The sequence below is a fragment of the Polaromonas sp. A23 genome, from assembly GCF_002001015.1.
Lineage (GTDB): Bacteria > Pseudomonadota > Gammaproteobacteria > Burkholderiales > Burkholderiaceae_C > Polaromonas.
In genome coordinates this window covers 82,998-109,236 of sequence record NZ_MUNO01000045.1, presented here as the reverse complement: position 1 = coordinate 109,236, position 26,239 = coordinate 82,998, and the positions used below count along the sequence as shown (strand labels likewise).

Below are 26,239 nucleotides of genomic sequence, written 5' to 3'. Positions count from 1 at the left end.
GCCCCCGGCCTACTTCTGTAACGCTTGATTGGCCTTGACCTCGCTTCGTCATGTTCCCCAGCGCTATCGTCACGAATGTCGGTCTGTGACCGGCGCATGCTCCGCCATCAACCCAGCCACCCACTTAATAAACACCCGCAGCTTGGCACTGACATGCCGATTAGGCGGAAACGCGATGTACAGCGGCATCGGATCAAGGTGCCAGCCTTCAAACAAACGCACCAGCTCGCCGTTGGCCAGGTGCGGCTTCGCCATGTAGTCCGGCAACCAGAGCACGCCCATGCCGGCCACGCCGGCTGCGAGGTAGGCATTGCCGTCATCAATGGAGAGCACGTAGCGCCCCTGCACTTTGATACTTTCGTTGCCCGAGTGCATGGCATAAGACAGGGGCTTGCCTGTGCGCGCCCACAGAAAGCCGACGATGCGGTGTTCGGAGTCTTCCAGTTCTCGTGGGTGCAGGGGCGTGCCGGCACGCGCCAGGTAGCTTGGCGCCGCGTAGACGCCGAGTCGCAAATCGCCAATGTGGCGGGCCATCAGTGACAGATCGGTGAGTTCACCGCCGCGCACGACGCAATCCACGTTTTCGCCAATGATGTCGACCATGCGGTCGCTGACGCCCATGTCGAGCTGGATGTCGGGGTACTGCGCGTGAAAGGCCGGCAAGGCCGGCACCAGGATCATGCGGGCCAATGGACTGGGCACATCGACCCGCAGCCGCCCTCTGGGCAGTGCAGCGGCGCTGGACAAGCTGGTCTCTGCGTCGTCTACATCTGCCAGCACGCGCAGCACACGTTCGTAATAGGCCGCGCCATCGGCCGTGACATTGACCTTGCGTGTGGTGCGGTTGAGCAACCTGACGCGCAAGCGTGCCTCCAGCTGCTGCACCAGCTGTGTCACGCTGGTCTTGCTCATATGCAGTGTTTCGGCTGCCTTGGTGAAGCTGCCGGTTTCCACCACGCGGGCGAAGGCCTGCATTGCATCGAAACGGTCCATTTTTTGCTCCAGACACCAGGTTGATTATTTGGATTCTACGAACAGTGATGGTCAGACTTGCCTGTTTATCTCCGAGGAAAGGCTCTCTAAAGTTGCTTCATCGTTAACCCCGGTCGACTTCGACCTTTTGAAGGAGCACATCCATGAAGAATGCAAAGCATGAAAAGCGTGACGTCGTTTTTCCACCAGGGCGCCAGGCGCTTTATGAACGCAACCGCTATTCGCCGGCGGTGAAGTCCAACGGCTTCCTGTTCGTTTCAGGACAGGTCGGTAGCCGCGAGGACGGATCGCCCGAGCCGGATCTTGAGTCGCAGGTCCGGCTTGCTTTCGACAATCTGAACGCCGTCCTGAAGGCGGCGGGCTGCACGTTTGAAGATGTGGTGGACGTGACCGTTTTCATCGTTGACCCTGAGGCCAACTTTGAAACGGTCTGGAAGGTGGTGCCTGACTATTGGGGCGATGCGCCACACCCAACGCTAACAGGGGTGGGGGTGACTTGGCTCTACGGCTTTAAGTTCGAGATCAAGGTGATTGCGAAGCTTCCGGAGTTGAGTGAAAGCTAGTTACTCGCTACCGTTCTCCCTGAGCTTGTCGAAGGGGCTTCGTCAAGCTCGGAACAGGCTTCGACAGGCTCAGCCCGAACGGGAAGTGTCAAGAATCACGAAACTATCAATAGAAGCGCGCTCGCGCCGAACTACTGTGTCAAGAGTGAGTTGATCAACAGCAAATCTTCCGGCGTCAGCGTGCCGTTGGCCTGCCGCAGCTTGAGGCCGCCAATCAGCACGTCGTAGCGGGCTTTGGCCAGGTCACGCTTGGTTTGGAACAGCTGGCTTTGCGCGTTGAGCACGTCGATGTTGATGCGCACGCCCACCTGGTAGCCCAGTTTGTTGGCGTCCAGCGCGCTCTGGCTTGAGGCCTCGGCGGCTTCCAGTGCCTTCACCTGGCCCTGGCCCGACAGCACGCCGAAGTAGGCGGTGCGGGTGCTTTGCGCCACGGTGCGTTTGGCGCCTTCCAGGTCGGTGCGGGCCTTGTCTTCGAGCGACAGGGTTTCGCGAATGCGGTTTTGCGTGGCAAAACCGGCAAACAGCGGCAGGTTGAACGACACGCCGACCGTGCTGTTGGTGCTGCGTGTGTCCAGCGGGCTGGTGGCACTGCCTTGCGGGTTGCGCTGTTTGCCGTAGCTGGCTGTCAGGTCGAGCGTGGGCTTGTGGCCGGCTTCGGCCTTGTCGACTTCCAGCTTGGCGACTTCGAGGTTGGCTTCTGCCTGGCGCACGGCAGGGTGTACGGTTTCCGACTGCTGAACCCAGGCGTTCACATCGGCGGGTACCAGTGGCGGCAGTGCCAGGGGAACCAGCAGGCCCCGCGGCTGGGTTTCGGTTCTTCCGACCAGCTGGTCGAGCGCGATTTTCTTGACGCGCAAATCGTTTTCGGCGGCGATTTCCTGCGCCACCACCAGGTCATAACGGGCTTGTGCTTCGCGCGAGTCGGTGATGGTGGAGGTGCCAACTTCAAAGTTGCGCTTGGCAGAAGCCAACTGCTCGCCGACAGCTGCTTTCTGGGCGCGCACAAAGGCCAGTGTGTCCTGCGCTGCCAGCACGTCAAAGTAGATCTGGGTGGTGCGAACGATCAGGTCCTGCTCGGCGGCTTCAAGCTGGGCTTTGGATAAATCCACCTGGCGTTTGCCTTGCTCAAAGGTGGCCCAGTTGCCGGGCCGGTAGAGCGGCTGCGACGCACTGACCGTGGCTGTTTGGGAATTGAAGCTGCGGTCAACCACCGGGTTGGTGTTTTCAAAGTTGGTGCGTGATGCACCTGCTGACAACCCGGCCGAAGGAAGAATGCCGGCCTTGGCCTGGGCGGCCTTGGCCAGGTTGGCGTCGTACTGCGAACGTGCCGACTGGTAAGTTGCGTCGTAGTCGCGCGCCGAACGATACAGCTCCACCAGGTTCTGTGCCTGGGCTGCAGGTGCAAAGGCCGCAAGCACGGCACTCAAGGCAAGGGACAAGGGCAGCATGGCCGGTTTTTGCAAGAGTGTTTTCATGGAAGTCCTGATGAAAATGAAATCGGTGTGAAGAGGGCTGGGCGTTCGGCGGTTCAGTACTGCGGCACCGAGGCGTCGCGTTGCTGAGACCAGGCGTTGATGCCGCCATGCAGGTTGACCACTTGCGTGAAGCCGTTTTGTGCAAGGTAGTTGGCCACCTGCATGCTGCGTGCACCGTGATGGCACAGGCAGGCGACAGGTTGGTCAACCGGCAATTCTTCTTGCAGCCCTTCAAGCCGGACAGGGACTTCACGCATGGGAATGTGCACCAGCGTGAAACCTTCGGCTTTGACCGACGCCGTCTGCAGCTCCCATGGCTCGCGCACGTCCAGCACGATGGGCGTGGGTGTACCGGCCGGAAGGCTGGCAAGCCAGGCGGCAAAGTCGGCAGGGGCGAGCTGTTGAATCATCAGGACCGCTTTTTAGAAGTTGAACTTCGAGGGTTCGCGGAAATTGAGCAGGCGCGGCGCAACCGTGTCCCAGGCTTGCGTGGTGCGAAAGGCGCCGTTGCCGACGTGCGTGACCAGCGTGGCGCGCATTACGGGCTCATCGCCAACAATGGCGCTGAGCCGGCCACCGGGTTTGAGCATGGCCAGCAAGGCGGGCGGTACTTCGGCCACTGAGCCGCTCAGGACAATCACATCGAAATGCCCGGCCAGCGGATCGCTGCCCGTGACGGCCTGGTCCAGCTTGGCGGCGCCGTCACCGGTGCGCACCTCGGCGTTGTACACGCCGGATTTTTTCAGGTTGTTCCGGGCCAGCTGGGCCAGGTCGGGGTCGATTTCCATGGTGATGACCTGCTGCGCGCGGTGTGCCAGCAGCGCGGCCATGTAACCAGAGCCGGCGCCGATCTCAAGCACTTTCTCGTGCTTTTGCACTGCCAGGTCTTGCAGGATGCGGGCCTCGACCTTGGGCGCCAGCATGCACTGGCCAGGCTTGGTGCCCAGGGGGATCTCCATGTCGCTGAAAGCCATGGCACGTAAGGCCGGAGGCAGGAAGTCTTCACGTTTGACCAGGGCCAGCAGGGAGAGCACCTGGCTGTCCAGCACTTCCCAGGGACGGATTTGCTGTTCGATCATGTTGAAGCGGGCTTGTTCGTAGTTCATGGTGTGGCCTGTAATAAGCGGTGGGAGTGTTGGGTCAACCCAGCATTTTAGTTGGGGCAACCACCGGAGCCGGTTGGGCGCGCCGGCCTGTGAAGATGCGTTTGAACCACTGCGCCAGGTCGTCCAGGTAGCAATAGGTCACGGGCACCACCACCAGGGTCAACAGCGAGGAGGTGATCACACCGCCGATGACGGCCTGCCCCATGGGTGCGCGCTGCTCGGAGCCTTCTGTCAGCGCAAAGGCCAGCGGCATCATGCCGAAGATCATGGCCAGCGTGGTCATCAAAATGGGACGTAGGCGCACGCGGGCCGCCATCAGCAGCGCTTCGCTGCGTTCCATGCCTTCGTCACGCATGCGAATCGCAAAGTCCACCAGCAAAATCGCGTTTTTGGTGACCAGGCCCATCAGCATCACCACACCGATGATGGAAAACATGGACAGCGTCGAGCGGAACAGCAGCAAGGCCAGCACCACGCCGATCAGCGTGAGCGGCAATGAGGTCATCAGTGCCATCGGCTGCAGGAAGCTTTTGAACTGGCTGGCCAGAATCATGTAGATGAACAAAATGGCCATGACCAGGGCCGAGATGGCGTAGCCAAACGATTCGGCCATGTTTTTGGTCGAACCGCCGAACTGGAAGCGGTATCCGGGCGGGAAGTTGATGCTTTCCAGCGCCTTGCGGATGTCGCCCGAAACTTCGCCCGCCGAGCGGTTGTACACGTTGGCATTGATGGCGACTTCACGCGTGAGGTCGCGCCGGTTGATCTGGTTGGGACCGGTGGCTTCGCGCACGGTAGCCACCTGGCTTAGGCGCACGGTGCGTGCCGAGCCGTCGGCGTTGCTGCCAATGACGGTGCTGATGAAAGGCAGGCGCTCCAGATCTTGCGGAGTGTTGCGGGCATCGGGCGCCAGGCGCACGTTCACGTCATAGGTCTGGTCGTCGGGTGCACGCCAGTTGCCCACCGTTTGCCCGGCCACCAGGGTACGCAGCGGCGTGGCAATCTGCGACACCGACAGGCCGAGGTCGGACGCGGCATCGCGCTTGACGTCCACTTCGATGGTCGGCTTGTCGGCCTTGAGGCTGGAGTCCAGGTCCACCAAGCCGGGGATGCCGCTGATTTTTTCCATGACCAGGCGCGTCAGGCGCTCCAGTTCCTTGAGGTCGGCGCCTTGCAGCGAAAACTCGACCTGCTTGTTGCCGCCCACCGCGTCCAGCAAGCCGACGTGGGTGACGGTGATGCCCGGCACCTGCTTGAGCCGTTCGCGCAGCACGCCGGACATTTCGTCCACGTTGCGGGCCCGGGCTTTGCGGTCGACCAGCCGAACGTAAATGCTGGCGTACATTTTGCCCTGCGCATTGCCGGTGTTGATGGTTGACAGCGTGAACTTCACTTCAGGAAACTCGCGCAGGATGGTTTCCACCTGGCGGGTTTTGGCTTCGGTTGCTTCCAATGAAGAGCCGACCGGCGTGTAGAAATTCAGAGAGGTTTCCGAGAAGTCGGCCTTGGGCACAAACTCGGTGCCCAGCAGGGGCACCATGAAAATACTGGTCACAAAAATTACCAGCGCCAGGCCCACGGTGGCCAGCTTGTGCAACAGCGACCAGCGCAGGATGCGTTGGTAGGTTTCAGCCAGCGAGTCGGTTGCGCGCTCAAACCAGGCGGTGACGCGGCCAATGGTTCTGTCGTAGAAAGTGACCGGCTTGCCGTGCTCACCGTGCGCATGAATGCTCGGGTCGTGCCAGATGCTCGACAGCATCGGGTCCAGCGTGAAGCTGACAAACATCGAGATCAGCACCGCCGCAACAATGGTGATGCCGAACTCATGGAAAAACTTGCCGATGATGCCGCCCATGAAACCGATGGGCAAAAACACCGCAACGATGGAGAAGGTGGTGGCCAGCACCGCCAGGCCGATTTCCTGCGTGCCTTCCATGGCGGCCTGGTAGGGCGCCTTGCCCATCTGCACGTGGCGCACGATGTTCTCGCGCACAACAATCGCGTCGTCGATCAACAGGCCCACGCACAAACTCAGCGCCATCAGCGTGATCATGTTGATGGTGAAGCCGAACATGTTCATGAACAAAAAGGTACCGATGATGGAGATCGGCAGGGTCAGGCCGGTGATCACCGTGGAGCGCCATGAGTTCAGGAACAGGAAGACGATGAGGATGGTCAGCAGCGCGCCTTCAATCAGGGTGCGGCGCACGTTTTCAACCGCGACGCGAATCGGGCGCGAGCCGTCGCCAATTGGCTCCAGCCGTGTGCCCGCCGGTAGCAGTGCCTGCAGGTCTTTGACCGCCTGGTTCAGCCCGTCTACCACCGCGATGGTGTTTTCGCCCTGGGCCTTTTGCACCGTTAACAGCAGCGTGCGCTGGCCGTTGTACAGCGCCAGGCTGTCGATTTCCTGCGAGCCGTCGCGAATGGTGGCGACCTGGTCGACAGTGACAGCTGCGCCGCCGCCGGAGCCGGCCTTGCGCGCGACGATGATCTTGCCGAAGTCTTCGGGCCTCTTCATGCGGGCATCGATCTTGACCACGCGCTCCTGGGCCAGCGATCGGATGGCGCCCACCGGCAAGTCCTGGTTTTCGTTGCGTACCGCGCTGGCTACCTGGTCAGCGGTGATGCCCAGCGCTTCCATGGCCTGCGGGTTCAGGTAGATGTTGATCTCGCGCTTGCTGCCGCCCACCAGGTTGACCGAGCCGACACCGCGCACGTTTTCCAGGCGCTTTTTCAGCACCTGGTCGGCCCAGTTGGTCAGCTCCACGGCGGTGGGAACTGCCGGGGCCTTGCCGGTTGCGGGGGCGGGCGCTGGCAACACGGCCACCGACCAGATGGAGCGGCTGGCGGGGTCAAAACGCAACACGCGCGGCTCTTTCACTTCATCGCGCAGCAGCGGCCGCAGCGAGGCAATTTTTTCGCGCACGTCTTCGGCTGCCTTGCGCCCGTCGATGTGCAACTGAAACTCGATGATGACGACCGACTGGCCTTCGTAGCTGCGCGAGGTCAGGGCGTTGATGCCGGCGATCGAGTTGACGCCTTCCTCAATTTTTTTGGTGACTTCGCTTTCAACAATTTCGGGTGAAGCGCCGGGGTATTCGGTGGTGACCACCACCACCGGAAAGTCGACGTTGGGGAACTGGTCTACCTGCAGGCGCTGGTAAGAGAACATGCCCAGCACAACAATGGCCAACATGACCATGGTCGCGAAGACCGGATTTTTCAGGCTGACTTGGGTGAACCACATACCAGCTTAAGGAGCAGTTTTGGCGGAAGAGGCTGACACTGCGGGCGCAGCGGCAGGCGCGGAGGCCTGGGCAGCCCATGCGGGTGGCTGCGTGAACTTCACTGCCGTGCCTTCGCGCAGGGCGCCCACCGAGCCGGTGATGACGACCGTGTTTTCGGCCAGGCCCTTGACGGCCACCATGGCGCTGCCGCCATTGGCGCTGCTGGCACGCATGCCCGGCTCCACCGGCTTGTGCGCCACCTGGTTGTTCTCGACCACTTGCACATAAGGCGCGGGCTTGTCGGTGCGCACCGCGCTCAGCGGCACGGCCAGCGCAGAAACGCGAGTGGTGCCCAGCGTGCCTTGCGCAAACAGGCCTTGTCGCAGACCGGTCTGGCCGTCAGGGTTGTCCACGCTCAGGTAAACCAGCACGCTGCGGCTGCCGCCCTGGGCACTGGGGTTGACGCGGGCCACGGTGGCATTGACGGTTTGTTTGCTGCCTTCAATCTGCAGCACGGCGGTCTGGCCGGGCCGCACTGCCAGCGCGTCGGCTGCGCTCAGGCTGGCCTCGAGCTCAAGCCGGCTCAGGTCCACAATTTCAAGCACCTTGGCGTCCACACCCACGCGTTCACCAGGCTGGGCCAGGCGCTGCGCAACCTGGCCTGTCAGCGGGGCGCGCAGCACCGTGTCGTCCAGCGATTTTTTGGCCACGTCGGCCGCGGCCAAGGCCGCCTTGTGGGTGGATTTGGCCGCATTCAGGTTGGCCAGCGAGGTGTCGAGTGCTGTTTTGGAGATAAAGCCCTGGTCAACCAGCGCCTTGTTGTTGTCGTACTGGCGCTGCACCACTTCGGCTTGCGCCTTGGCCGAGTCGGCCTGTTCCTGGGCCTGCTGCACGCGTGACTTGTACTCGCTGGCATCAATGCGCGCCAGCACCTGGCCGGCCTTGACGGAGTCGCCTTCGCGCACCGTCAAGCCCTGCAGCTCGCCGGCCACCCTGGCCTTCACGAAAGCCGAGTTGACGGCCTTGAGCGCACCCGACACCGGCAGGCCCTGGCTGAGCTCCATGGTCTTTGCCTGCACAACATCTGTGGCGGCCAGTTCTATCAGCATTTGCGCTTTGGTGGCCGTGGCGGCGGCCAACGCGGCCTGCTGGTTTTTGCGCGCAGAAAGCGCACCCAACACAGCGGTGGCCAGCACCAGCAGAACAGCAGCGACGATGACCCATTTGATCCAGCGTTTCATTTTTGCGCCTTGGTGGGGGAGGGGGCGACACAGATTCCGCGAAGAATGGTGTCTACCTGGGTAGTGACGTATTTTTCAGCATTGCCCGGCAGGCTGGGGTCTCCGCAGGTGCCGGTGGAGTGTTTGGAGAGGATCAGGAAGATCATGGGTGCAATCACACTGTAAATTGCATAGTCCAGGTCCAGGGGCCGGAACTCGCCGCGGTCTATGCCGCGCTGCATGATGCGGCGAATCAGCGCCTGCCCAGGCTGGATGACCTCTTGCTGATAGAACGCCGCAATTTCCGGAAAGTTACCGGCTTCGCTCATCATCAGTTTGGTGATGCCGGAAGCCCGGGTGGCGCCCACGCGTTCCCACCAGACATTCATGCAATAGGCCAGCATTTCGGCGGCGGTGCCTTCGAAGGCCTCGAATTCGTCGTTCCATTCCTTGAAGCGCCCGGAAATGTTCTCGCGCACCACGGCTTTGAACAGCTCTTCCTTGCTCTGGAAGTAAAGAAACAGCGTGCCTTTGGACACACCGGCGCGAGCGGCCACTTCTTCGGCGCGCGTGCCGGCAAAGCCTTTTTCAACAAAAAGGTCCAGCGCGGCGTCCAGCAGTTCGCCCGGGCGAGCCTCTTTGCGGCGCTCGCGTTTGGCGGACAGCGTGGCTGTTTGGGCGGAGATGAATTTGGAAATGGACATTTTTACTGACTGACTGGTTAGTAATGTAGCGATTCGCCACTTGTCCGTCAAGCCGCCACTATCCTGTGGGCAGCTTGGGCAGGGCTTGCGGCCGGGTAAAGCTCAGGTAAAGCGCTGGACGAGCAGGCCCAGCCACTCCTTCAATATGAGCTGAGAAGTGCTCAGTCCGTCGGTTGAAGGTGTCCATAGCAACACGCCATTGCGGCTGGGCAATACAAAGCCCATAGGTGCGGGTGTGACGATAAAGCCAGCCCGCTCAAAAGCGCGCACCGAGCGCGGCATGTGCCAGGCGTGAGTCACCAGGGCAATTCGCAGCACTTTGTCTTTTTCCATCAACGGTTTCAGGAACTGGGCGTTTTCCATCGTGTCGCGCGACTGGGTGTCGACCCAGCGCAAGGCCAGCCCGTAGTCTTGCTGGGCCGCGCGCCGCGCGACTTCGCCCTCGCTGATGACCTGCCCGTCGGCCGCGCCCCAGCCCAGCCCACCGGCAAAAGCCACCGGCAGCCCGCTTTGCCTTGACAGCCAGACGCCATAACGCAGGCGCATTGCCGCCGCCGGCGAGGCCTGCGGCTCGCCATATTCCGGCGCCACCGGGTGCACGCCACCGCCCAGCACCACAATGGCCTGCACACCGCCGGTCTTCAATGCGGCCGCGATCACCGGCGGGTGCTGAGGCAGGAGGTTGTGGGCCAGCCACACCGCTACCCCATGGCAGCTCAGCAGCCACAGCGCGGCGGCTGCCAGGAAAATCAGCACCAGCCCGGCGGCTTTTTTTCTGGCCACCAGCAGCAGCCCGAAGAACACCAGCAACAGCGGGGAAGCCGGCGGCAGCAGCAGTGTGGTCAAAACCGGTTTGAGTTCACCCAAAGGAATCATTGAAATCTGCTCTCAAATTAATAGCTGCTTGCGCCCGTACAATAAGGGCAAATGGCCGATTTGGCACTACAAATCTTCCAAAATGCCTCTACGGGCCCTTTTGGGGCCCTCAAAGGGGTTTTCCGGGTGTTGGCGGGTTGCAAGGCATTTTTCCCCGATGATCTGCGTTTGATCGCTGAATGGAAAAGGAAGACTCATGGAACAAGGCAAGTTTACGGGCGCGGGGCTGGAAACCATCATCCTGGGCGGCGGCTGCTTCTGGTGCACCGAAGCCGTGTTTGTGCAGGTGCGCGGTATCACCGACGTCGAGTCGGGCTACAGCAACGGCCACGTCAACAAACCCACTTACGAGCAGGTGTGTACCGGCACAACAGGGCACAACGAGGTCGTCAAGCTGGTGTATGACCCGGCGCAGATCAGCCTGCGGGCGATTCTTGAGATCTTCTTTGTCATTCACGACCCCACCACGCTGAATCGCCAGGGCAACGACAGTGGCACGCAATACCGCAGCGGTATCTATTACTCAACGCCCGAGCAAAAGCAGATGGCCGAGGACATTGTTCGCGAGTTGAATGATCAAAAGCTTTTCGGCAAACCGGTGGTGACCGAAGTGCTGCCGGTGGCTAACTACTCAGCGGCTGAGGAGTACCACCAGGACTTTTTCGAAAAGAACCCCAACCAGGGGTATTGCATGGCGGTGGCCGGCCCCAAGGTGGCGAAGTTTCGCAAGACGTTTTCGGAGTACGCCAAGGCGTGAACGCGCGGCCTTGCCGTCATCCCGGACTTGATCCGGGATCCATGCCCCTTATGGCCGTCGCTTCGCCATGTAAAACCATTCTTGCCCTGGCTCGGCGCGCGGGTTGGGGAACACCACAAAGCCGTCATGCGGCGCCTTCACCTCGGCACCGCTGTAGCGTGTGCCAATCACCTCGCCGGCTTTCACCGCATCAAAGCTGCGCCACTCGCGCGTGAAGCTGTCGCCTGCGTGTTCACGGTCCGTCACATCCACCAGGCGCAAAATCTCGCGCTCGGTAGTTGAGGTTTCCACCGGCTGCGACACCATGCCCAACAACGCCAGCGTCTGCAAAATCGCATGCCGCGCCACCTGCGCGCCCTGCGGATCGTCATGCTGGCCACATTCCAGCGTTACGCCGTAGCCACCGCGTGAACGCATGTATTCGGTGGTGCCCACGCCGTAGTTCGGGTTGGTCACCAGCGTCTGCGCACGCGCCGAGCCAGCGGGCACCGGAACCGCAGCACGCCGCTGCACACCGCGCGCATAAGTGTCCAGCCAGCCTTCCACAATGCGCGGCGCACCGGTGCACAGGGCCAGCTGCATTTCTTCTACAGCTTTGTTGAAGGGTTCGAGAGAGCCGCTGTTGTTCTGCGGGCCAATCATCACAAACGGACTGCCACCGGTATGGAAAGAGTGCAGGTCCAGCAACACATCATGCGCATCCAGCAGCGGACACAACACATTGGCGATGCGGTCCTCAAAATCCTGCGGAATCGCACTTGGCGCCATGTTGCGGTTCAGGTTGCGGTCACCGGTGCGCTGCTTGAGCTGGTAGGCCAACGGGTTGGTGACGGGCACAAAGGTCACCGTGCCGCGTTCGATGCTGAGCTGGCCGTTGTCGATGTCTTGCAGCAGTTGCGTGATGGCTTTTGCGCCGCACACTTCGTTGCCGTGAACGGCGCCCAGAACCAGAAGCTTCGGGCCCGGTGCCAGGCCGTGGAAGGTGTGAGTGTGGAGGTGGGTGGGGCGGGGCCGGGAAACGGCAGGTGTTTCCGTCTTGGGTTTGTTGTTCATGATGATTGTTTGGTGTGGCGCCTGCACGTGGCTGGCGTTATTTATCCGGATACTCCTGCATTTGCAGGATGGAAGTGCGCCGGTTTCACGCCTATGATCTGCGGTGTTTGGTGTCTATTTTATCGACCTGACTGGAAGCCGCAATGTGCAGAAACTCTTTAGCTGACAAGGACTTGGCAGTGATAAACCTGTCCAGGTTATACCGCAGCAGCCAAGTTATACCGCAGGGCTTGCGGTCTACATTACGTTAAACCGCATGTATCCAGTTCCGACGCACGCACAGCAGATCGAACGCGAATGGGTGTCGGAGTTGGCCGCCTACTTCGGGAAGTCGGAGACGGATGTTCTGGCGAAGGTGCGCCCTTGGTTTGAGTTCCCTCATGGGACTTTGCGCGTTGAGTTAATGGACGGCTCAACGGTCCAGTTTAAGTACGCGGTCTTTGTCGTATGCGAAGCGAAGAGGGCCATCGCGGTGTTCACTGAACACTGCGGAAATCACATTTTTCCGTATCATGAAGCAAAGGTGTTCCGAGATGACCTTCTTGTGTATGAACAAGCGGTTTAACTGGTCGACCAACACGGACCCGCAACTGCAGGAGGCGGCTTCGCTGCAAGTGTTTTGGTCCGGTTGCCTCCAACGTTAGGCCTCTCAGTGCAACAGTTCGCTTGGCACCCCGGGATCGGGATCGATTCCGCAGCTCTAGCAAGACTCCGCTCACACTTCAGGCAGCCCAGCTCCCCGATGGGTGAGGCATGGTTCATGGGCGACGAGCGCCGCATGTTCCACGAATTGATGGGCGACGTCGGGAGTCTGACAGCCTGGGAACTCCAAGAACCGCTCCAGGAGATCGCCTCCGGCACGAGTTCCTTCGGACCTCACGCCGAGTGGCATGACTGGTATCACTATCTCTTGGGTCAGTTGCTTCCCCGCAGCCACGAAAACTTCGTCAGTTCCCTGCTTGAATCGCTGATCACTGGGTTCTTGGCCATCTATCCGAACGGCATTCACACACCGCCATACAAGGAGTTCCACGGCGACATACTGAACACCTTGGGCCGCTGCATGATGGATCCGCGCTGTTGGAACGGAGAAGATGTTGTCGTCGGTAGCATGCTCCACCGATCAAACAACAACCCCAACCAAGTCTGGTGCTGGTGGGATGCCTGCGGCGACTTCAGCGCATCAATGTATCTATGCTTGAAGTACCTGCCACCCTCGTTGGTTCCCAGTTGGTTCGCGTCGGTGCTCGCCATCCGCTCGCCTCATTGGCGTGCCCAGGTTCTCGTTTGGCTTGTCGGCTCTAACGAACTCCTTCGCGGTATCGTCCGCTGGCCGTCCGAACTCCAGATCGAAGCGCATCCATCGGTTGGGTGGGAATGGTCCCATTGCTTGAGGGCCGAGTTGGCCACCTCAGACCAGTCGGGCGCGGAGCCTGTCGACTCCTTCGTTCCGCGTTCTTCACGGGAAGGCGCCCTTGCGGTGGCTAGAGAGCACTTCACAGAAGATGTCTACCTTGCCTGGTTGGAATCCATCTCCCAAGTGCCGTACCTCCAGGCGGAACTGGCGGCCATTCCATCAACCTTCGAGAGTCTCTACGTTGGGCGCGGAGAGGCCTAACCCTTCGCTCGAGCGGACCTCCACCGGCTTGGCGCTTGGGCCGCGAGGCCGTGCTGTCTATCATCGGCCTCGCGGCCCAAGCGCCAACCCGGCGGGGTCCGCTCAGCTCAAACGTTAGAGTGCAAGTGCAGATTGACTCACAAACCTTCGACCGGACGCTTCCCTCCACAACAGGATGGGAGGAGAACTCCTTTTGGTATTGCACCTTTACGGGACTCAATGAAGAAGGCGGCAGCATTGACTCTGCGTTTCTCAGCTGTAAGTTCGCGCATTGTGAGTGGTACTGGGGCCTGTTCAACATGGCAGTCTTCGTCGGTGTCAAGTTCACCGACTGCACATTCCGCGGGACGTCGTTTGCAGGCTGCAAGTTCGTCGAGTGTGAGTTCGTTCGGTGTCACTTCACGACAGATAATCTTGGCGGCAGCTGTTCATTCAACGACACTCGGTGGTACTCCTGCAGCCAGAGTGGCACACGAGGAATTGAACATGTGTTCAAAGATGCGTTCTAATGTTAAACATCTATGACACAGCAAGTAATTTTTGTCGATATTGACGACACGATGGTTCGGTCTGTCGGCGTTAAGCGCATCCCAATGCCGGCAGTGATTGCGCAAGTGAGGCGGCTTAAGTCAGACGGCGCAACTTTGTACCTATGGAGTTCGGGCGGTGCCGAATACTGCAAGACTACGGCGTTCGAGCTGGGTATTACCGATTGCTTCGAAGGCTTCCTGCCCAAGCCCACGGTTTACATTGACGACCAACCCGTCCATGAGTGGCGGTTTTGCAAACATCTGTATCCGTCACAGGCCGAGAATGTTTAACATGCCAATCGACGCGGACCCACAACGGCAAAAGGCGGCTTCGCCGCACAGTGTTGTGGTCCGGTCATTTCTACGTTAACTCTCACCATGCGTCGTGCCACTATCGTTGCAGCCTGGGTGTCATTTGCGTTCGGAGTTTTGGCGTTCCTGTCCTTTGTTGGTGGGTACAAGCGCAGCCTCGAACTGCCTGACATCCCGAGACCCAACGTGGGTCCGGGCTTTAGCGAGAGCGCGACGGCCATGTTCGGTGGCGCGTTCGTGGGCCTATGGCTTGCCCTTGGAGGCATTGCGCTCGGCTTACTTGCTCAACTGGTGGGGCCGCGCCGCGCGTTTAAGTTCGCTCTTTCTGTGCCAGCACTCGCCTATTTGGCCATGGCTGTCTTTGGAGCTAGGTTGTGAGGGCGAGCGTTAACATGTCAATTGACACGGACCCACACCTGCATGAGGCGGCTTTGCCGCGAACGGTGGTGGTCCGGTCATTTTTACGTTAGACAGCGATGCGGTACGTAGTTGCACTCGTGGGCATTCTGCTTCTCGTCGGTTGCGGGAAGACGTACTCCGACTTAGAAGGCGCATTCGGTACATCTAAGATCGGCGGCGCCTCCCGTCTGCCGGCGGATACGATCGTGCTCATTAGCCAACGGAACCCCGGTGCAGAATCGTATCGAGGGATCGCGTCCATCTATCTCTCTCCGGGGGCGGTGGAGATAGAGGTGTCGGCACCATTCACTCGGCCGGTGAGTATTCCGATCCAAGAGGTTGGTGCGTGTGCAATGACTTGCTTCGGCTACAGCGACAGGCATGTTGACCTGCTGATTCCGAAGGTTGGGGCAAGCGTGATGATCCGGGAAAGTAAGGAGCTTCTGGATTGGTGTTGGAACACCAAAAGGCCGATGGTGCCCGGCGCTGTTAAAAGGGACTGGGCGTATAACCGTGTCCCGCTTCCGCCTGGGGCAGCCTTCGCGCACCAGTTCGAAAGTCGAGCCGCGTATGACTACCAGACTAAACAGAGTTGCCTGGGCTACTAATATGAGAAACACGGGGTCGCTGCCTGACATGTCAATCGACGCGGACCCAAACCTGCAGGAGGCGGCTTCGCCGCAAGTGGTTGTGGTCCGGTCATCTTCACTAGGCCGCGCAATACCTTTCAACGACCGATCTCCTAGCGCTGAACGTTATTCCGTATGACATCCACGACGATCTACACACCTGACGACGAAGAAGTTCGTTTGGGATTGCCGCTAGGGCGGCGGCTGCGCGAATTCAACTACCGCCACATCGGTGAGTACCCCGAGTCCACGCCAATCTGGCTGAACGCGAAGGATGCGCATGGCAACGCGATAGGCGGCATTCGGGGGCTTGTCGTCATGCATTGGTTGCGAGTCGAGTTTCTTTGGGTTGAAGAGGCATTCCAGCGGAGCGGCGTAGGGAGCATGCTCCTCGCTGAAGCCGAAGCACAGGCGGGTGAGCTGGGCGCCAAGAACGTTGGCGTCGAAACTTTTGAATGGCAAGCCCCTGACTTTTACCGAAAACAGGGCTACACAGAAGTAAGTCGAGTGGACAACTACGTTGGCACGTATTACTTGGCTTTTTTCAGGAAGGTGCTATGACGCAAGCGGCTGCGCCCGCGCCGTCAGGGTACATTGTTCGTCAGACCGCACCGCCCCCTTCACCATGATTATTTCTCACAGAAAACCCCAAGTTTGTGTACTCGGCAGCGCTGAGCCCGGTTCCCGCGCCTACGAGCTCGCTGGTGAGGCCGGTGAAGCGCTGGCCAGACTGGCCATCACTGTTGTGAGCGGGTGTGGCAGTCCGGCAACCAGAGTTGCTGCCGAGCGCGCAATTCAGGCAAACGGTCTGGTGCTTAGCATCGTGCCCCCCGATCAGATGCCTCCGCCGGATTGGCCGGCCACTGTTGTTCTGCCATGTGGCATGGGGGATGCCCGCAATCTCTTGATGGCTCTTGCCGGCGATGCTTGCATCGTCATCGGTGGCCGTGCGGGCACCAAATCGGAGGTTCACCTGGCTTGGCTCCACAAGCGGCCGCTGCTTCCCCTGGTCGGTTGCGGCGGGTGGTCTGATGAGCTGCCGTCCAATCCTCCTGACGAGCGGGCGAACTCCCCCATCCTTCCTTGGCGCACTGTCGCTGAACTGGAGGCAAATCTCCGCAGTCTTGGGTTGGTCAAAAGTGCGGCCTGACCTCTTCCGCAAAGGCAGGTCTTTTTTGTCTATGCCAAGCGCCGTTGACGTCGAACGTAGGGCTCCATGAGAGTCTTGGGCATATCCGGCAGCCTGCGTGCAGCCTCCATCAATTCCGCGCTGCTTCGCGTGGCAATGCGTTTGGCGCCGCCGGAAGTCACTCTCACCGTCTTTCCTGGCGTGGGCGGATTGCCTCTTTTCAATCCCGATCTCGAAACGCAGCTGCCACCGCAGGTGAGTGCATTGCATGCTGCTGTCGCAGCCTCAGACGCACTGCTGTTCGCAAGCCCCGAGTACGCTCACGGCGTCACCGGTTCAATCAAGAACACACTCGACTGGTTGGTGGGCTTCGAGCCTTTTGTTTACAAGCATGTCGCGGTGCTCAACGCTTCGCCACGCGCTCACCATGCCGATGTGGCGCTTCGCGAAACACTCAAGACAATGTCCGCTGTTATTGTGGAGGCCGCTTCCGTCAGTATTCCACTGCTCGGCGCTCATCTCACTGAGGAAGGCATGGTCCAGGATCCCATGATCTCCTCCGCCATCAGGGGCTCGCTTCTGGCGTTGCGTGACGCAGTGGTGCGGGGCCAGCCAGGGCAGGGGCCCGCATCTCCACTCCCGTAGCGCGACGCCGGTGTCATTTCGCTAACGCAACAGGTCAAAAAATTATGGCGCGAGATAAAGGATTGGAAGAGCTGGTTGATGACGAACTCCGGTCAACACCCGGCATCACGAACAAGGCCATGTTTGGCGGCTGGGCATGGCTACTTGGGGGGAACCTGCTCTGCGGAGCGCGGGAGGACGGAATGCTTGTGCGGCTGGGCAAGGGCAACGACGACTGGGCGCTTGCAATTGCAGGCGTGGAGCCCATGCTTTCTCGCGGCAAACGCATGCATGGTTGGGTTCGCGCCGATGCGCGTGTGTATGGAGACGATGAAATGCGTCGCAAACTCATCACTTCAGCGCTTCGCTTTGTTAACTCGTTGCCTCCAAAATAGCACTCATCTCAATCGTCTTTTCGAGAACGCCATGTCAGAAAGCACCATCGAGTACCGTCATAACTACCCACTGGATCCTGTCGAGGTTGCGCGTGTTTTCGACGCCTCCGGTATTACGCGGCCAACGGCTGATCTACCCCGGATCGCGCGCATGTTTGCTGCGCCGAGCCTCGTTATTTCTGCGTGGCAAGACGGGCGCCTGGTAGGGGTAAGCCGGTCGCTCACCGACTACAGCTATTGCTGCTATCTGTCGGACCTGGCGGTGGACAAAGCGCTTCAAGGAAAGGGAATTGGCCGGGAGCTGATTCGGCGCACGCAGGCGATCATTGGGGATGAGGTCTTGCTGGTCTTGTTGGCCGCGCCGACAGCCATGTCGTATTACCCGGCGATTGGTTTTGAGCACGTCGATAGTGCCTTTGTCGTCAGACGCAAGAGATGACGATTGGCTTCACGATAAAGTCTTCTATGTCTACAGTTCTCACATCTCAAAGTGCCGCCTGAAAATCCGGTACCAGTGTCTCCTGTCAAACATGAGGTATCAACTCCATGCGATCCAACCTTATTGCAATCGTCCTTGCTCTGGGCGCCAGCGTTAGCGCCCATGCGACAAGCGCCGTTTCATTCGAGGCCGAAGGCTACCTGCTGGACATCGTCGTGGGCGACGACAGCCGGCCAGTCGTGGCAGGGCTCAGCTTCGCGGCGCCCGGTAGTGTTCGAAGTACGGAGATTCCCTTGCGACACCTCAAGGTTGAGGTCTTCGACACCGTGCAGAAGGTGTTGTTGCTGCGCTTCACGAATCCTGCTGATCCGGCTCTCCCTAAAGACTTTTCGCTCACCGTCAGAAAAGATGCCGGCGTGCTGAAAATCGGAGACAGGTCAATTTCAGGCCGCTTTTCCTGGGGCATGTAGCCCGTGACCTGCGGTTAGAGCGGCGGTTGCTGCAAGTTTGATGGACCGTCCGCGCAGCCTGCAGCCGTTGAGCTTTACCATTGACTTTTCCACCCCCGCTGCCATGACCACACTCGAACTCAAAATCCCCCCGCCGGCAGTGGCGCTGGCCATTGCGCTGCTCATGTGGCTCACATCCATTTTGTTTGGTTTCATCCCGATACCGCTGGGCTATCGCCTGGGCGCAGCGCTGGCTTTGCTGTTTATCGGTCAAGGCATCAGCATCTCCGGCATCGTTTCATTCCGCCGAGCCAAAACAACCATCAATCCGTTCAAGCCAGACGCTTCATCGGCGCTGGTGACCGGCGGTATTTATCGTTTCACGCGCAACCCCATGTACGTGGGCCTGCTGCTGACCCTGCTGGGGTGGGCGGCTTTCCTGGCCAGCCCGCCGGCGCTGGTTTTCCTGTTTCTTTATGTGGTGTACATCAACCGCTTCCAGATTGACCCGGAAGAGCGCATGCTGTCTTCGCTCTTTGGTGCGGACTATGCGGCTTATAAAACACGGGTGCGTCGTTGGGTGTGACGCCTTCATGCCAGGCCTCCGTTTCGGGGGCAAGGCCTGGCTCTTATGATGAAAAGGACAACAAGCATGCAAGCGCGTATCGGAACCTTTGAAGCGCCACCTGAGAGGTTGGAAGAAGTTGTCACCTTGTTCCGCGATCGGGTGGTGCCCGCTTTCTCGAAGCACGTGGGCTTTATCGGATACCAGGCCTATGTTGACCGGGCGCAGGGTCGGTTTGTGGGTGTTTCGCTCTGGGCCTCACGTGAGGCACTGGATGCCAGCAGCGAAACGGCATTGCGTGCCCGCAATGACGCTGCTGCCCTTGGCGCTGCGACCGTTGGGGAGCCTCAGATTCTGGAAATGGCATTTGATGCGGATTCCCGGCTATGAAACTACCGAATTCATCGGTGAACATGCACGCCTTTGAACAGCAGGACTCACCGCAGACGCTGGCCGAAGGTGTGGCCGAGTATTACCGCTTGAACCCGGGGCTTGCGCAGGGGCGCGGCATGTCACCGGAGGCGCAGGAGTTTTTCCGTTGCCACGACGCTGTGCATGTGGTGTACGGGTGCGGAAACGCGCTCAACGATGAAGCGATCGTCAAGTTGTCCAGCCTGTTCGGCAGCACCGGCGGCTTTGGCATTTTGCGCGGGTACCAGCTCCATGAGTCGCTGGAGATTTACAAAAAGCTGCGTGTCATCGATGTGCTGCTTTCCATAGTTCAGTCGGTCTTCTTCCTGATTCCGCGCACCCTGGTTCGCTGTGCGCGGCAACGGAGCCGTTGGCCCTGGAACAATTTTGAGCAGTACCTGCGCATACCCCTGCGCGACATTCGCAAAGAGTTCGGCATTCGGGTCGCCCATGCCGCTGGGCCCGGAACATCACTCTGATTTTTTACAGATGTGAGTCGGCGCAGGCTCCAGGGTTTCGGCGATAATGCAACCAAATTGCGTTATGGCATCAAGCCACTCGCAGCGCATGTCGCCCGAAATCCCATGTCCACCATCCTCCACCACAACGAAGCAGACCCGATAGATACCTTGCTGTCCGCGCACGGCTTGCGGCGAACGATTGCCGCACGTCGTGTGCTGGGCTGGCTGCTCGCGCATCCGGACACGAGTTACACGCATGCGCAGTTACAGGTGGCACTGGCGGGCGAGGGCGATGCGGGCGACAGCGCGGGTCTGGACCGCGTCACGCTCTACCGCCTGATTGACCGGCTCACACAAGTTGGCCTGCTGCTCTGCCGGGTGGACGCCAGCCGCGTGCGGCGCTACCAGGCCATGCCCGACAGTGTGCACTCCATGCCGCACTTTGAATGCCAAAGCTGCCACCGCGACAGCCCGTTGGAAGGTGCCCTGCAAGCCAACGCAGGCGATCTGGAGCGGGCGGCGCAATCTGCGATTGATGCTCTCAAGGCGCTGGGTTACCAGGGCATGAGCCTGGACTTTGCCGTGCGCGGCGTATGTGCCGACTGCGCGACGGGCAGCACCGGCGGCCACCCCAAGCGGAGCGCAGTCAGGTGATCAGCACGCGGCAATTGGCCTACCAGTATTCCGGCGGCGCTGAACTCAGGTTTGAAGACATCGACGTCGCGCAGGGCGGCGTGTTGCTGCTGCGCGGAGTCTCGGGCTCCGGCAAATCGACCTGGCTGGCGCTGGCGGCTGGCTTGCTGAGCCCGGGTGGCGGTGACATCACGGTCGCCGGGCAGTCGCTGCAGGTGCAGGGCAAAGTGGCGGGTGATGCGTGGCGTGCACGGACGATTGGCTTTTTGCCCCAGAAACTTCATTTGAGCGCCGCGCTGACGGTGCACGCCAACCTGGCGATTGCGCAGTGGGCTGCCGGGCAGCCGCAGGACGACGCGCGCATCCGTGAAGCGCTGAAAGCGCTGGGCGTGCAGGAACTGGCCGCGCGCAAGCCGGCGCAGCTTTCGGGCGGGCAGGCGCAGCGCGTGGCACTGGCCCGTGCGGTGCTGCTGAAACCGCAGGTTATCCTGGCAGACGAACCCACGGCCAGCCTGGACGATGACGCAGCGCGGCAGGCGGTGCAATTGCTGCAGGCCACGGCCCGGCAACAGGGCGCCACGCTGGTGATTGCAACGCATGATTCGCGCGTTGCGGCCAGTCTTGATGGCCAAATCGGCTTCCAGCCCTTATTCCTCGGGCGCGAATAGCTATGAAAACAATAGCGTTTGCCTGGCGTTTCCTCTGGTCACGGCCGCTGTCGGCCGGGCTCAATGTGCTGCTGCTCAGCCTGGGCCTGGGGTCGCTGAGCTTTGTGCTGTTGGCCAGCCACCAGATCGACCAAGCGTTTGAGCGCGACCTGGCCGGCATTGACGTGGTGGTGGGGGCCAAGGGCAGCCCGATGCAGCTGATTCTTTCGGGCGTGTTCCACATCGACGCACCGACCGGCAACATACCGCTGGCTGCGGTGAAAGAGCTTGAGAAACACCCGCAAGTGGCCAAACTGATTCCCATCAGCCTGGGGGACAGTTTTCGTGGCTTTCGCATTGTGGGCACCACGCCGGACTACCTCATGCATTACAAAGCCGAGTTTGCGCAGGGCGGCGTCTGGACGGCGCCCATGCAGGCGGTGCTGGGCGCGCAGGTGGCGGCGCAAAGCGGGCTGAAAGTGGGTGACCGTTTTGCCGGAAGCCACGGCCTGGGCGGCGGTGGTGACAGCCATGGCCAGACGCCGTATGTTGTGAGCGGCGTGCTGGCCGGCGGCGGCTCGGTGCTGGACCGGCTGGTGCTGACGGCCACCGAGTCGGTCTGGCAGGTGCATGAAGGTGATGGCGCGCTGGACGCCGACGACCGCAAGGTGTTGGAAGAAGAACGTGAGCTGACGCTGGCGCTGATTCAATACCGCACGCCGCTGGCGGCGGTGACCTTTCCACGCTTCGTGAACAGCAGCACTGAAATGCAGGCTGCCGCGCCGGCGCTGGAGATCACGCGCCTGCTCAACATGATTGGCGTGGGCACCGACGTGATGCGCGCGCTGGCGGGCGTGTTGCTGCTGACGGCCGGCCTGAGTGTTTTCATCGCCCTGTGGAGCGCGGTGCGCGAGCGCCGCGCCGACCTGGCGCTGCTGCGCATGCTGGGCGCGCCGCCGCGCAAGGTGGCGGCGCTGTTGCTGTGCGAGGCGCTGTGGCTGGCATTACTGGCCACGGTGTTCGGTGTGCTGGCGGGGCAGGAACTGATGGCGGCGCTGGCCTGGTTTCTGCAGCTGGATAAATCGGTGTTGATCGGCGGGCTCTCGTGGCCGGTCGAATTGTGGAGTGTCCCGGCGCTGGCCGTGGGTGTGGCGCTACTGTCGGCGCTGCTGCCCGCATACGAGGCTTACCGGGCCGATGTGTTTGAACTGCTTCAATCAAGGTGAATTTATGAAAATCATGATGCCAAAAATGCTTCCGGCCCTTGTCGCACTTGCGCTGACAGCTATGTTTTCAATAGCAAATGCGCAACACAGCGACAAGGAAACCAAGGAAGACGTGCAGCGCCACCGCGCCATGGCCGCAGCGCATGAGTCGGCTGCCAAGTGCCTGGAATCGGGCAAGAAAGAAGACGTCTGCATGAAAGAGCTGCAGGCCTCTTGCAAAGGGCTGGCGGTGGGTAAATACTGCGGCATGAAACACGCGCACTGATGCGCTGACCTGCTTCAAACTTTTCCGGAGAACCTCATGCGATGCTTTGACTTCACCGCCCTCAGGATTTCACTGCTGGTGCTGATGCTGGCCGCCGGCAGCGCGCATGCGCAGTTGAGCTCGCCCCTGCCTGCCGGAAGTGCAAAGCCCGCAGCAGGCAAGGCGGCGCCGGGCGGCCTTGAGCTTCCGGTCGGGCAGGGCGCAGGTGTACACGGCGCCAACAGCCCGTTTGCACCGCTGGCCCCGCGTACGGACGTGGTGCCCTGGTCGGTGCTGACCGACGTGAAAACCAAAAACGAGAAGAACCGTATCCTGCCGGTGTTTGGCGAAACCCAGCTCGGCATGAACGGCAAAACCCAGCGCATCCAGGGTTTCATGATGCCGCTGGAGCCGGGCAAGAAGCAGCGCCATTTTCTGTTGTCGTCGGTGCCGCTGACTTGCTCTTTCTGCCTGCCGGGCGGGCCGGAAAGCATGGTGGAAGTCAAGACCAAAACCCCGGTGGAGTACAGCATGGAGGTGGTGGTGGTCGAGGGCCGCCTGCAGGTGCTGCATGACGATCCCTATGGCCTTTATTACCGCATCACCGATGCGGTGACGGTGAAGTAAGCCCACATGGTCTTCAGGCGCATGGCGTGGCGGGCGGCATGGGGCTATCTGGCCCTGGTGTTGTTGCTCGTGCCCATGCTGGGCCAGATGCATGGCCTGGTTCACGGCGCTGGCAGCGGCCAGCAAGTTGCGGCAAGCCATGCAGGCTCAGCCGTTGAGCAAGCGCATGAACACGCCGATGAACATGCGGATGAACATGCGGACGGTCATGGCTGGCTGGCCGATCTTTTCTCTGTGCATGCCGACGATCTGGATTGCCGCGTCTTCGATCAGCTTTGCCACAGTGATGTGCTTCCGGCTGTGCCCCTGCTGGCGTTGCCGATGTCACTTTCCTCGTTTGTTTTTCAGTTTCTAGAAGGCGAAGTACTCGCTCGCCGGGCTGCGCTTTTCGAAGCGCGTGGTCCGCCCCGGGCTCGTTGAATACCGGACCCTCTGCGTAACCCATCGCGTGCCCGGCATCCGCAGGATCGGGCGGTCTGCGGCGTTGCAATCCTTGCCAATAGCCATGCTATTGGCTGCAAATTGCGCCTTGCATCCCATCCCGACCTGCGGTGCCAGTCACTGCGCTGAGTTCCGCAAAGGATCCGACGAAGTTGTCGGGCGCGGCCGCAAGGCCGCTGCCCGGCGTTTTCTGTTTCCGATTCAACGAGCCATCATGAAAAAACCATTTCCCCGCAGTGCCATCGGCACGGCGTCCCTGACCCTGCTTGCCCTCAGCTGCACAGCGGCCCAGGCCCAGACGCCGGCGCCGGCTGCTGCGCCCACCCTGAAAGAAATCACCGTCACCGGCAACCCGCTGGGCGCCACCGACCTGATTGCCCCGGCCACCCAGTATTCCGGCGAAGGCCTGTTACTGCGCTCCAAAACCACGCTCGGTGAAACGCTGGACGGCACGCCCGGCGTCAGCAGCACCTACTTCGGCCCCAACGCGAGCCGGCCCATCATCCGCGGGCTGGACGGCGACCGTATTCGCATCCTGGGCAATGGCGGCGGCACGCTGGATGCTTCCAGCCTGAGTTATGACCATTCCGTCACGGCCGACCCGATCAGCATCGAACGCATTGAGGTGCTGCGTGGCCCGGGTGCCCTGCTTTATGGTGGCAGTGCGGTCGGCGGTGTGGTCAACGTGATTGACAACCGCATTCCGCGCGAGGCGCAGTTCGACGAGAAAGGCGGCATCAGCGGCAAGGCCGACCTGAGCCTGGCCAGCGGCAACTCGGAGCGCGGCAAGGGCGTGTTGCTCGAAGGCGGCAACCATCGCTACAGCCTGCATGTCGATGCCTTCGACCGCCAGACCAGCGATGTGCGCGCACCGCGCGACCTGAACTGCACCAAGGCCGGAGTCACTACCAGGTCCCGCCGCATCTGCAACTCGGCCAGCGATGTGCGTGGCGGGGCTGTCGGTGGCTCGATGTTCTTTGACAACGGTTACCTCGGCGCGTCGGCCAGCAACTACCGCAGTACCTATGGCACGGTGGCCGAGGACGAAGTCACCATCGGCATGAAGTCGGACCGGTATGCCCTTGAAGGCGAGGTGCGCAATCTTGGGGGGCCTATCCAGAGCATCAAGGGCCAATACAGCCAGACGGACTATGGCCACACCGAGTTCGAAGGCGCGACCACCGGCACGGTGTTCAAGAACAAGGGCAGCGACTTTCGTCTCGAGGCGCGGCACGCGAAATTCGGCAACTTTGACGGCGTGCTGGGTTTCCAGACCGAGTCCAACCGGTTTTCTGCAGACGGCAACGAGGCCTTTGCGCCTTACAGCAAAACCGCGCAGTCGGCCGTGTTTGCCTATGAAGAGCTGGCCACCGGCTGGGGCAAGCTGAGCCTGGGCGGGCGGCTGGAGTCGGTGAAGGTGGAGTCGTTCGGCAATCCGAGGGTCGCGCGCTTCACACCCGCCACCAAAGAGTTCAAGCCCGGCAGCTATGCGCTGGGGGCTCTGTGGAATGCCGCGCCAGGCTGGCAGCTCACCAGCAACCTGGCCTATACGGAACGCGCGCCGAAAGACTACGAACTGTTCGCCGATGGCCCGCATATTGCCACCGCGGCTTACGAGGTTGGCAACGCCAACCTGGCGAAGGAGCAGTCCGGCAACCTCGATGTGGGCGCGGCCTGGAAGTCGGGCGGGCACAGCTTCAAGGTCAACACCTATGTCAGCCGCTTCAAGAATTACATCGCGCTGAACCAAACCCCGGGCGTTACGCGCAATGCGGAAGACGGTGAAGTCAATCCGGTGGAAGACGCCGGCAATCCGGGCTTTACCGCTTCGGGGGCAGAGTTCAAGCCGCTGGCTGAATTCCGCTACGAGCAGGTGAGGGCGCGTTTCACTGGCATCGAGGCCAGCGGCAACATCCGGCTGCTGGAAGGCGCATCGACGGTGGACTTGGCACTGCGCGGCGACGTGGTGCGCGCCACCAACCTGAACAACGGCCAGCCCTTGCCGCGCATTGCGCCGTGGCGTGTGGGTGCTTCGCTGCTGTGGGCTAGCGGGCCCTGGGGTGCCAGCCTGGGCTTCGACCACAACGCCGCACAAAAACGCGTGCCGGCGCCGCCCACCGGTGAAACCGCGGCTTACACACTGTGGAACGCAGCCACGTCGTACCGTGTCAAGGCCGGGGTCGCCACGCTGCTTTGGTATGCACGCCTGGACAACATCACCGACAAGCTGGCCTACAGCGCGAGTTCGGTGTTGACCAGCACGGCGTTTCCGAAAGCGCCGCTGCCGGGGCGTAGTTTGAAGGTGGGTTTGCAGGCGAGTTTTTAGGTTTCTATCAAGCGTCACGTTGCGCCTCGGATGTGTTGTTGACAGTAGGCGCAACTCCCCACTCCCACCCCTAGCCCCTCCCTCGCCCCGCTGGGCGATGGAGGGGGACTTCATTTGGCCGCGTGAGCTACAAGCGCGTGCAAACATGGCGGCCGCGTGC

Annotated in this window: 32 protein-coding genes; 23 read left to right on the top strand and 9 right to left on the bottom strand. The window is 60.9% G+C overall.

Annotated features, from left to right (window positions below; genetic code table 11):
* Window positions 1-69 precede the first annotated feature (69 nt).
* A complete protein-coding gene (locus tag B0B52_RS19750) occupies window positions 70-993 on the bottom strand; it encodes a LysR family transcriptional regulator (protein ID WP_077595384.1) in 924 nt (307 codons plus the stop codon).
* A 143-nt stretch (window positions 994-1,136) separates the two neighbouring features.
* Here B0B52_RS19750 and B0B52_RS19745 point away from each other — a divergent pair, with 143 nt between their 5' ends.
* Window positions 1,137-1,556, top strand: a complete 420-nt coding sequence (locus B0B52_RS19745; RefSeq protein ID WP_077595383.1) for a RidA family protein — start codon at window positions 1,137-1,139, stop codon at window positions 1,554-1,556.
* 131 nt (window positions 1,557-1,687) lie between these two features.
* Here the strand turns inward: B0B52_RS19745 and B0B52_RS19740 are convergent, their stop codons facing one another.
* The 7 genes from B0B52_RS19740 to B0B52_RS19710 form a co-directional block, all read right to left on the bottom strand.
* Window positions 1,688-3,031 (bottom strand): TolC family outer membrane protein, encoded by a 1,344-nt coding sequence (locus B0B52_RS19740; protein WP_077595382.1) that lies wholly within the window; start codon window positions 3,029-3,031, stop codon window positions 1,688-1,690.
* 53 nt (window positions 3,032-3,084) lie between these two features.
* Complete coding sequence (locus B0B52_RS19735) at window positions 3,085-3,441, bottom strand: rhodanese-like domain-containing protein (RefSeq protein ID WP_077595381.1); 357 nt, start codon at window positions 3,439-3,441, stop codon at window positions 3,085-3,087.
* 12 nt (window positions 3,442-3,453) lie between these two features.
* The gene (locus B0B52_RS19730) at window positions 3,454-4,137 is read right to left on the bottom strand and encodes a protein-L-isoaspartate O-methyltransferase (RefSeq protein WP_077595380.1); all 684 of its coding nucleotides are present in this window, start codon (window positions 4,135-4,137) and stop codon (window positions 3,454-3,456) included.
* 34 nt (window positions 4,138-4,171) lie between these two features.
* On the bottom strand, window positions 4,172-7,384 hold the full coding sequence (locus B0B52_RS19725) for an efflux RND transporter permease subunit (protein WP_077595379.1): 3,213 nt from the start codon (window positions 7,382-7,384) through the stop codon (window positions 4,172-4,174).
* A 6-nt stretch (window positions 7,385-7,390) separates the two neighbouring features.
* Entirely contained in the window at window positions 7,391-8,605 is a 1,215-nt protein-coding gene (locus B0B52_RS19720; RefSeq protein WP_077595378.1) for an efflux RND transporter periplasmic adaptor subunit, read from the bottom strand.
* Entirely contained in the window at window positions 8,602-9,288 is a 687-nt protein-coding gene (locus tag B0B52_RS19715) for a TetR/AcrR family transcriptional regulator (RefSeq protein WP_077595377.1), read from the bottom strand. Before B0B52_RS19715 ends, B0B52_RS19720 begins: the two co-directional genes overlap by 4 nt.
* Before the next feature lie 102 nt (window positions 9,289-9,390).
* Complete coding sequence (locus B0B52_RS19710; protein ID WP_077595376.1) at window positions 9,391-10,164, bottom strand: YdcF family protein; 774 nt, start codon at window positions 10,162-10,164, stop codon at window positions 9,391-9,393.
* Window positions 10,165-10,360: 196 nt separating this feature from the next.
* Between B0B52_RS19710 and msrA the strand changes: the two genes are divergently transcribed.
* Window positions 10,361-10,921 (top strand): peptide-methionine (S)-S-oxide reductase MsrA, encoded by a 561-nt coding sequence (msrA, locus tag B0B52_RS19705; RefSeq protein ID WP_077595375.1) that lies wholly within the window; start codon window positions 10,361-10,363, stop codon window positions 10,919-10,921.
* 48 nt (window positions 10,922-10,969) lie between these two features.
* Here the strand turns inward: msrA and B0B52_RS19700 are convergent, their stop codons facing one another.
* Window positions 10,970-11,974 carry a succinylglutamate desuccinylase/aspartoacylase family protein gene (locus B0B52_RS19700; RefSeq protein ID WP_077595609.1) on the bottom strand — a complete coding sequence of 335 codons (1,005 nt, stop codon included), beginning with the start codon at window positions 11,972-11,974 and terminating at the stop codon, window positions 10,970-10,972.
* A gap of 256 nt (window positions 11,975-12,230) precedes the next feature.
* Between B0B52_RS19700 and B0B52_RS22615 the strand changes: the two genes are divergently transcribed.
* The 21 genes from B0B52_RS22615 (at window position 12,231) to B0B52_RS19590 (ending at window position 26,079) form a co-directional block, all read left to right on the top strand.
* Window positions 12,231-12,539, top strand: a complete 309-nt coding sequence (locus tag B0B52_RS22615) for a hypothetical protein (RefSeq protein WP_077595374.1) — start codon at window positions 12,231-12,233, stop codon at window positions 12,537-12,539.
* Between the two features lie 195 nt (window positions 12,540-12,734).
* Window positions 12,735-13,592, top strand: a complete 858-nt coding sequence (locus B0B52_RS19690) for a hypothetical protein (protein WP_139352028.1) — start codon at window positions 12,735-12,737, stop codon at window positions 13,590-13,592.
* A gap of 50 nt (window positions 13,593-13,642) precedes the next feature.
* The gene (locus tag B0B52_RS22855; RefSeq protein ID WP_371327417.1) at window positions 13,643-14,101 is read left to right on the top strand and encodes a pentapeptide repeat-containing protein; all 459 of its coding nucleotides are present in this window, start codon (window positions 13,643-13,645) and stop codon (window positions 14,099-14,101) included.
* Between the two features lie 12 nt (window positions 14,102-14,113).
* Window positions 14,114-14,413, top strand: a complete 300-nt coding sequence (locus tag B0B52_RS19680) for an HAD family hydrolase (protein WP_077595371.1) — start codon at window positions 14,114-14,116, stop codon at window positions 14,411-14,413.
* A gap of 87 nt (window positions 14,414-14,500) precedes the next feature.
* On the top strand, window positions 14,501-14,812 hold the full coding sequence (locus tag B0B52_RS19675) for a hypothetical protein (protein WP_139352026.1): 312 nt from the start codon (window positions 14,501-14,503) through the stop codon (window positions 14,810-14,812).
* Between the two features lie 785 nt (window positions 14,813-15,597).
* Window positions 15,598-16,023, top strand: coding sequence for an N-acetyltransferase (locus B0B52_RS19665; protein WP_077595368.1), 426 nt, complete (start codon window positions 15,598-15,600; stop codon window positions 16,021-16,023).
* A gap of 64 nt (window positions 16,024-16,087) precedes the next feature.
* On the top strand, window positions 16,088-16,612 hold the full coding sequence (locus B0B52_RS19660; RefSeq protein WP_077595367.1) for a Rossmann fold nucleotide-binding protein: 525 nt from the start codon (window positions 16,088-16,090) through the stop codon (window positions 16,610-16,612).
* 66 nt (window positions 16,613-16,678) lie between these two features.
* On the top strand, window positions 16,679-17,236 hold the full coding sequence (locus B0B52_RS19655; protein WP_077595366.1) for an NADPH-dependent FMN reductase: 558 nt from the start codon (window positions 16,679-16,681) through the stop codon (window positions 17,234-17,236).
* A gap of 44 nt (window positions 17,237-17,280) precedes the next feature.
* Complete coding sequence (locus tag B0B52_RS19650) at window positions 17,281-17,610, top strand: TfoX/Sxy family protein (protein ID WP_077595365.1); 330 nt, start codon at window positions 17,281-17,283, stop codon at window positions 17,608-17,610.
* A gap of 31 nt (window positions 17,611-17,641) precedes the next feature.
* Window positions 17,642-18,049 (top strand): GNAT family N-acetyltransferase, encoded by a 408-nt coding sequence (locus B0B52_RS19645; protein WP_077595364.1) that lies wholly within the window; start codon window positions 17,642-17,644, stop codon window positions 18,047-18,049.
* A 107-nt stretch (window positions 18,050-18,156) separates the two neighbouring features.
* The gene (locus tag B0B52_RS19640) at window positions 18,157-18,519 is read left to right on the top strand and encodes a hypothetical protein (protein WP_077595363.1); all 363 of its coding nucleotides are present in this window, start codon (window positions 18,157-18,159) and stop codon (window positions 18,517-18,519) included.
* A 40-nt stretch (window positions 18,520-18,559) separates the two neighbouring features.
* Window positions 18,560-19,084 (top strand): isoprenylcysteine carboxylmethyltransferase family protein, encoded by a 525-nt coding sequence (locus B0B52_RS19635; RefSeq protein WP_254425779.1) that lies wholly within the window; start codon window positions 18,560-18,562, stop codon window positions 19,082-19,084.
* Window positions 19,085-19,150: 66 nt separating this feature from the next.
* Window positions 19,151-19,453, top strand: coding sequence for a putative quinol monooxygenase (locus B0B52_RS19630; RefSeq protein ID WP_168173599.1), 303 nt, complete (start codon window positions 19,151-19,153; stop codon window positions 19,451-19,453).
* On the top strand, window positions 19,450-19,953 hold the full coding sequence (locus B0B52_RS19625; RefSeq protein WP_139352025.1) for a hypothetical protein: 504 nt from the start codon (window positions 19,450-19,452) through the stop codon (window positions 19,951-19,953). Before B0B52_RS19630 ends, B0B52_RS19625 begins: the two co-directional genes overlap by 4 nt.
* Before the next feature lie 105 nt (window positions 19,954-20,058).
* Window positions 20,059-20,589, top strand: coding sequence for a Fur family transcriptional regulator (locus B0B52_RS19620; RefSeq protein ID WP_077595607.1), 531 nt, complete (start codon window positions 20,059-20,061; stop codon window positions 20,587-20,589).
* Window positions 20,586-21,236 (top strand): ABC transporter ATP-binding protein, encoded by a 651-nt coding sequence (locus B0B52_RS19615; RefSeq protein ID WP_077595360.1) that lies wholly within the window; start codon window positions 20,586-20,588, stop codon window positions 21,234-21,236. Before B0B52_RS19620 ends, B0B52_RS19615 begins: the two co-directional genes overlap by 4 nt.
* Window positions 21,237-21,238: 2 nt before the next feature.
* On the top strand, window positions 21,239-22,441 hold the full coding sequence (locus B0B52_RS19610) for an ABC transporter permease (RefSeq protein WP_077595359.1): 1,203 nt from the start codon (window positions 21,239-21,241) through the stop codon (window positions 22,439-22,441).
* A 13-nt stretch (window positions 22,442-22,454) separates the two neighbouring features.
* Window positions 22,455-22,706 (top strand): hypothetical protein, encoded by a 252-nt coding sequence (locus B0B52_RS19605; protein WP_254425795.1) that lies wholly within the window; start codon window positions 22,455-22,457, stop codon window positions 22,704-22,706.
* Window positions 22,707-22,742: 36 nt separating this feature from the next.
* A complete protein-coding gene (locus B0B52_RS19600; RefSeq protein ID WP_077595358.1) occupies window positions 22,743-23,312 on the top strand; it encodes a DUF3299 domain-containing protein in 570 nt (189 codons plus the stop codon).
* Between the two features lie 6 nt (window positions 23,313-23,318).
* A complete protein-coding gene (locus tag B0B52_RS19595) occupies window positions 23,319-23,732 on the top strand; it encodes a hypothetical protein (protein ID WP_077595357.1) in 414 nt (137 codons plus the stop codon).
* Window positions 23,733-23,967: 235 nt separating this feature from the next.
* Window positions 23,968-26,079, top strand: coding sequence for a TonB-dependent receptor (locus B0B52_RS19590; protein ID WP_077595605.1), 2,112 nt, complete (start codon window positions 23,968-23,970; stop codon window positions 26,077-26,079).
* Window positions 26,080-26,239 lie beyond the last annotated feature (160 nt).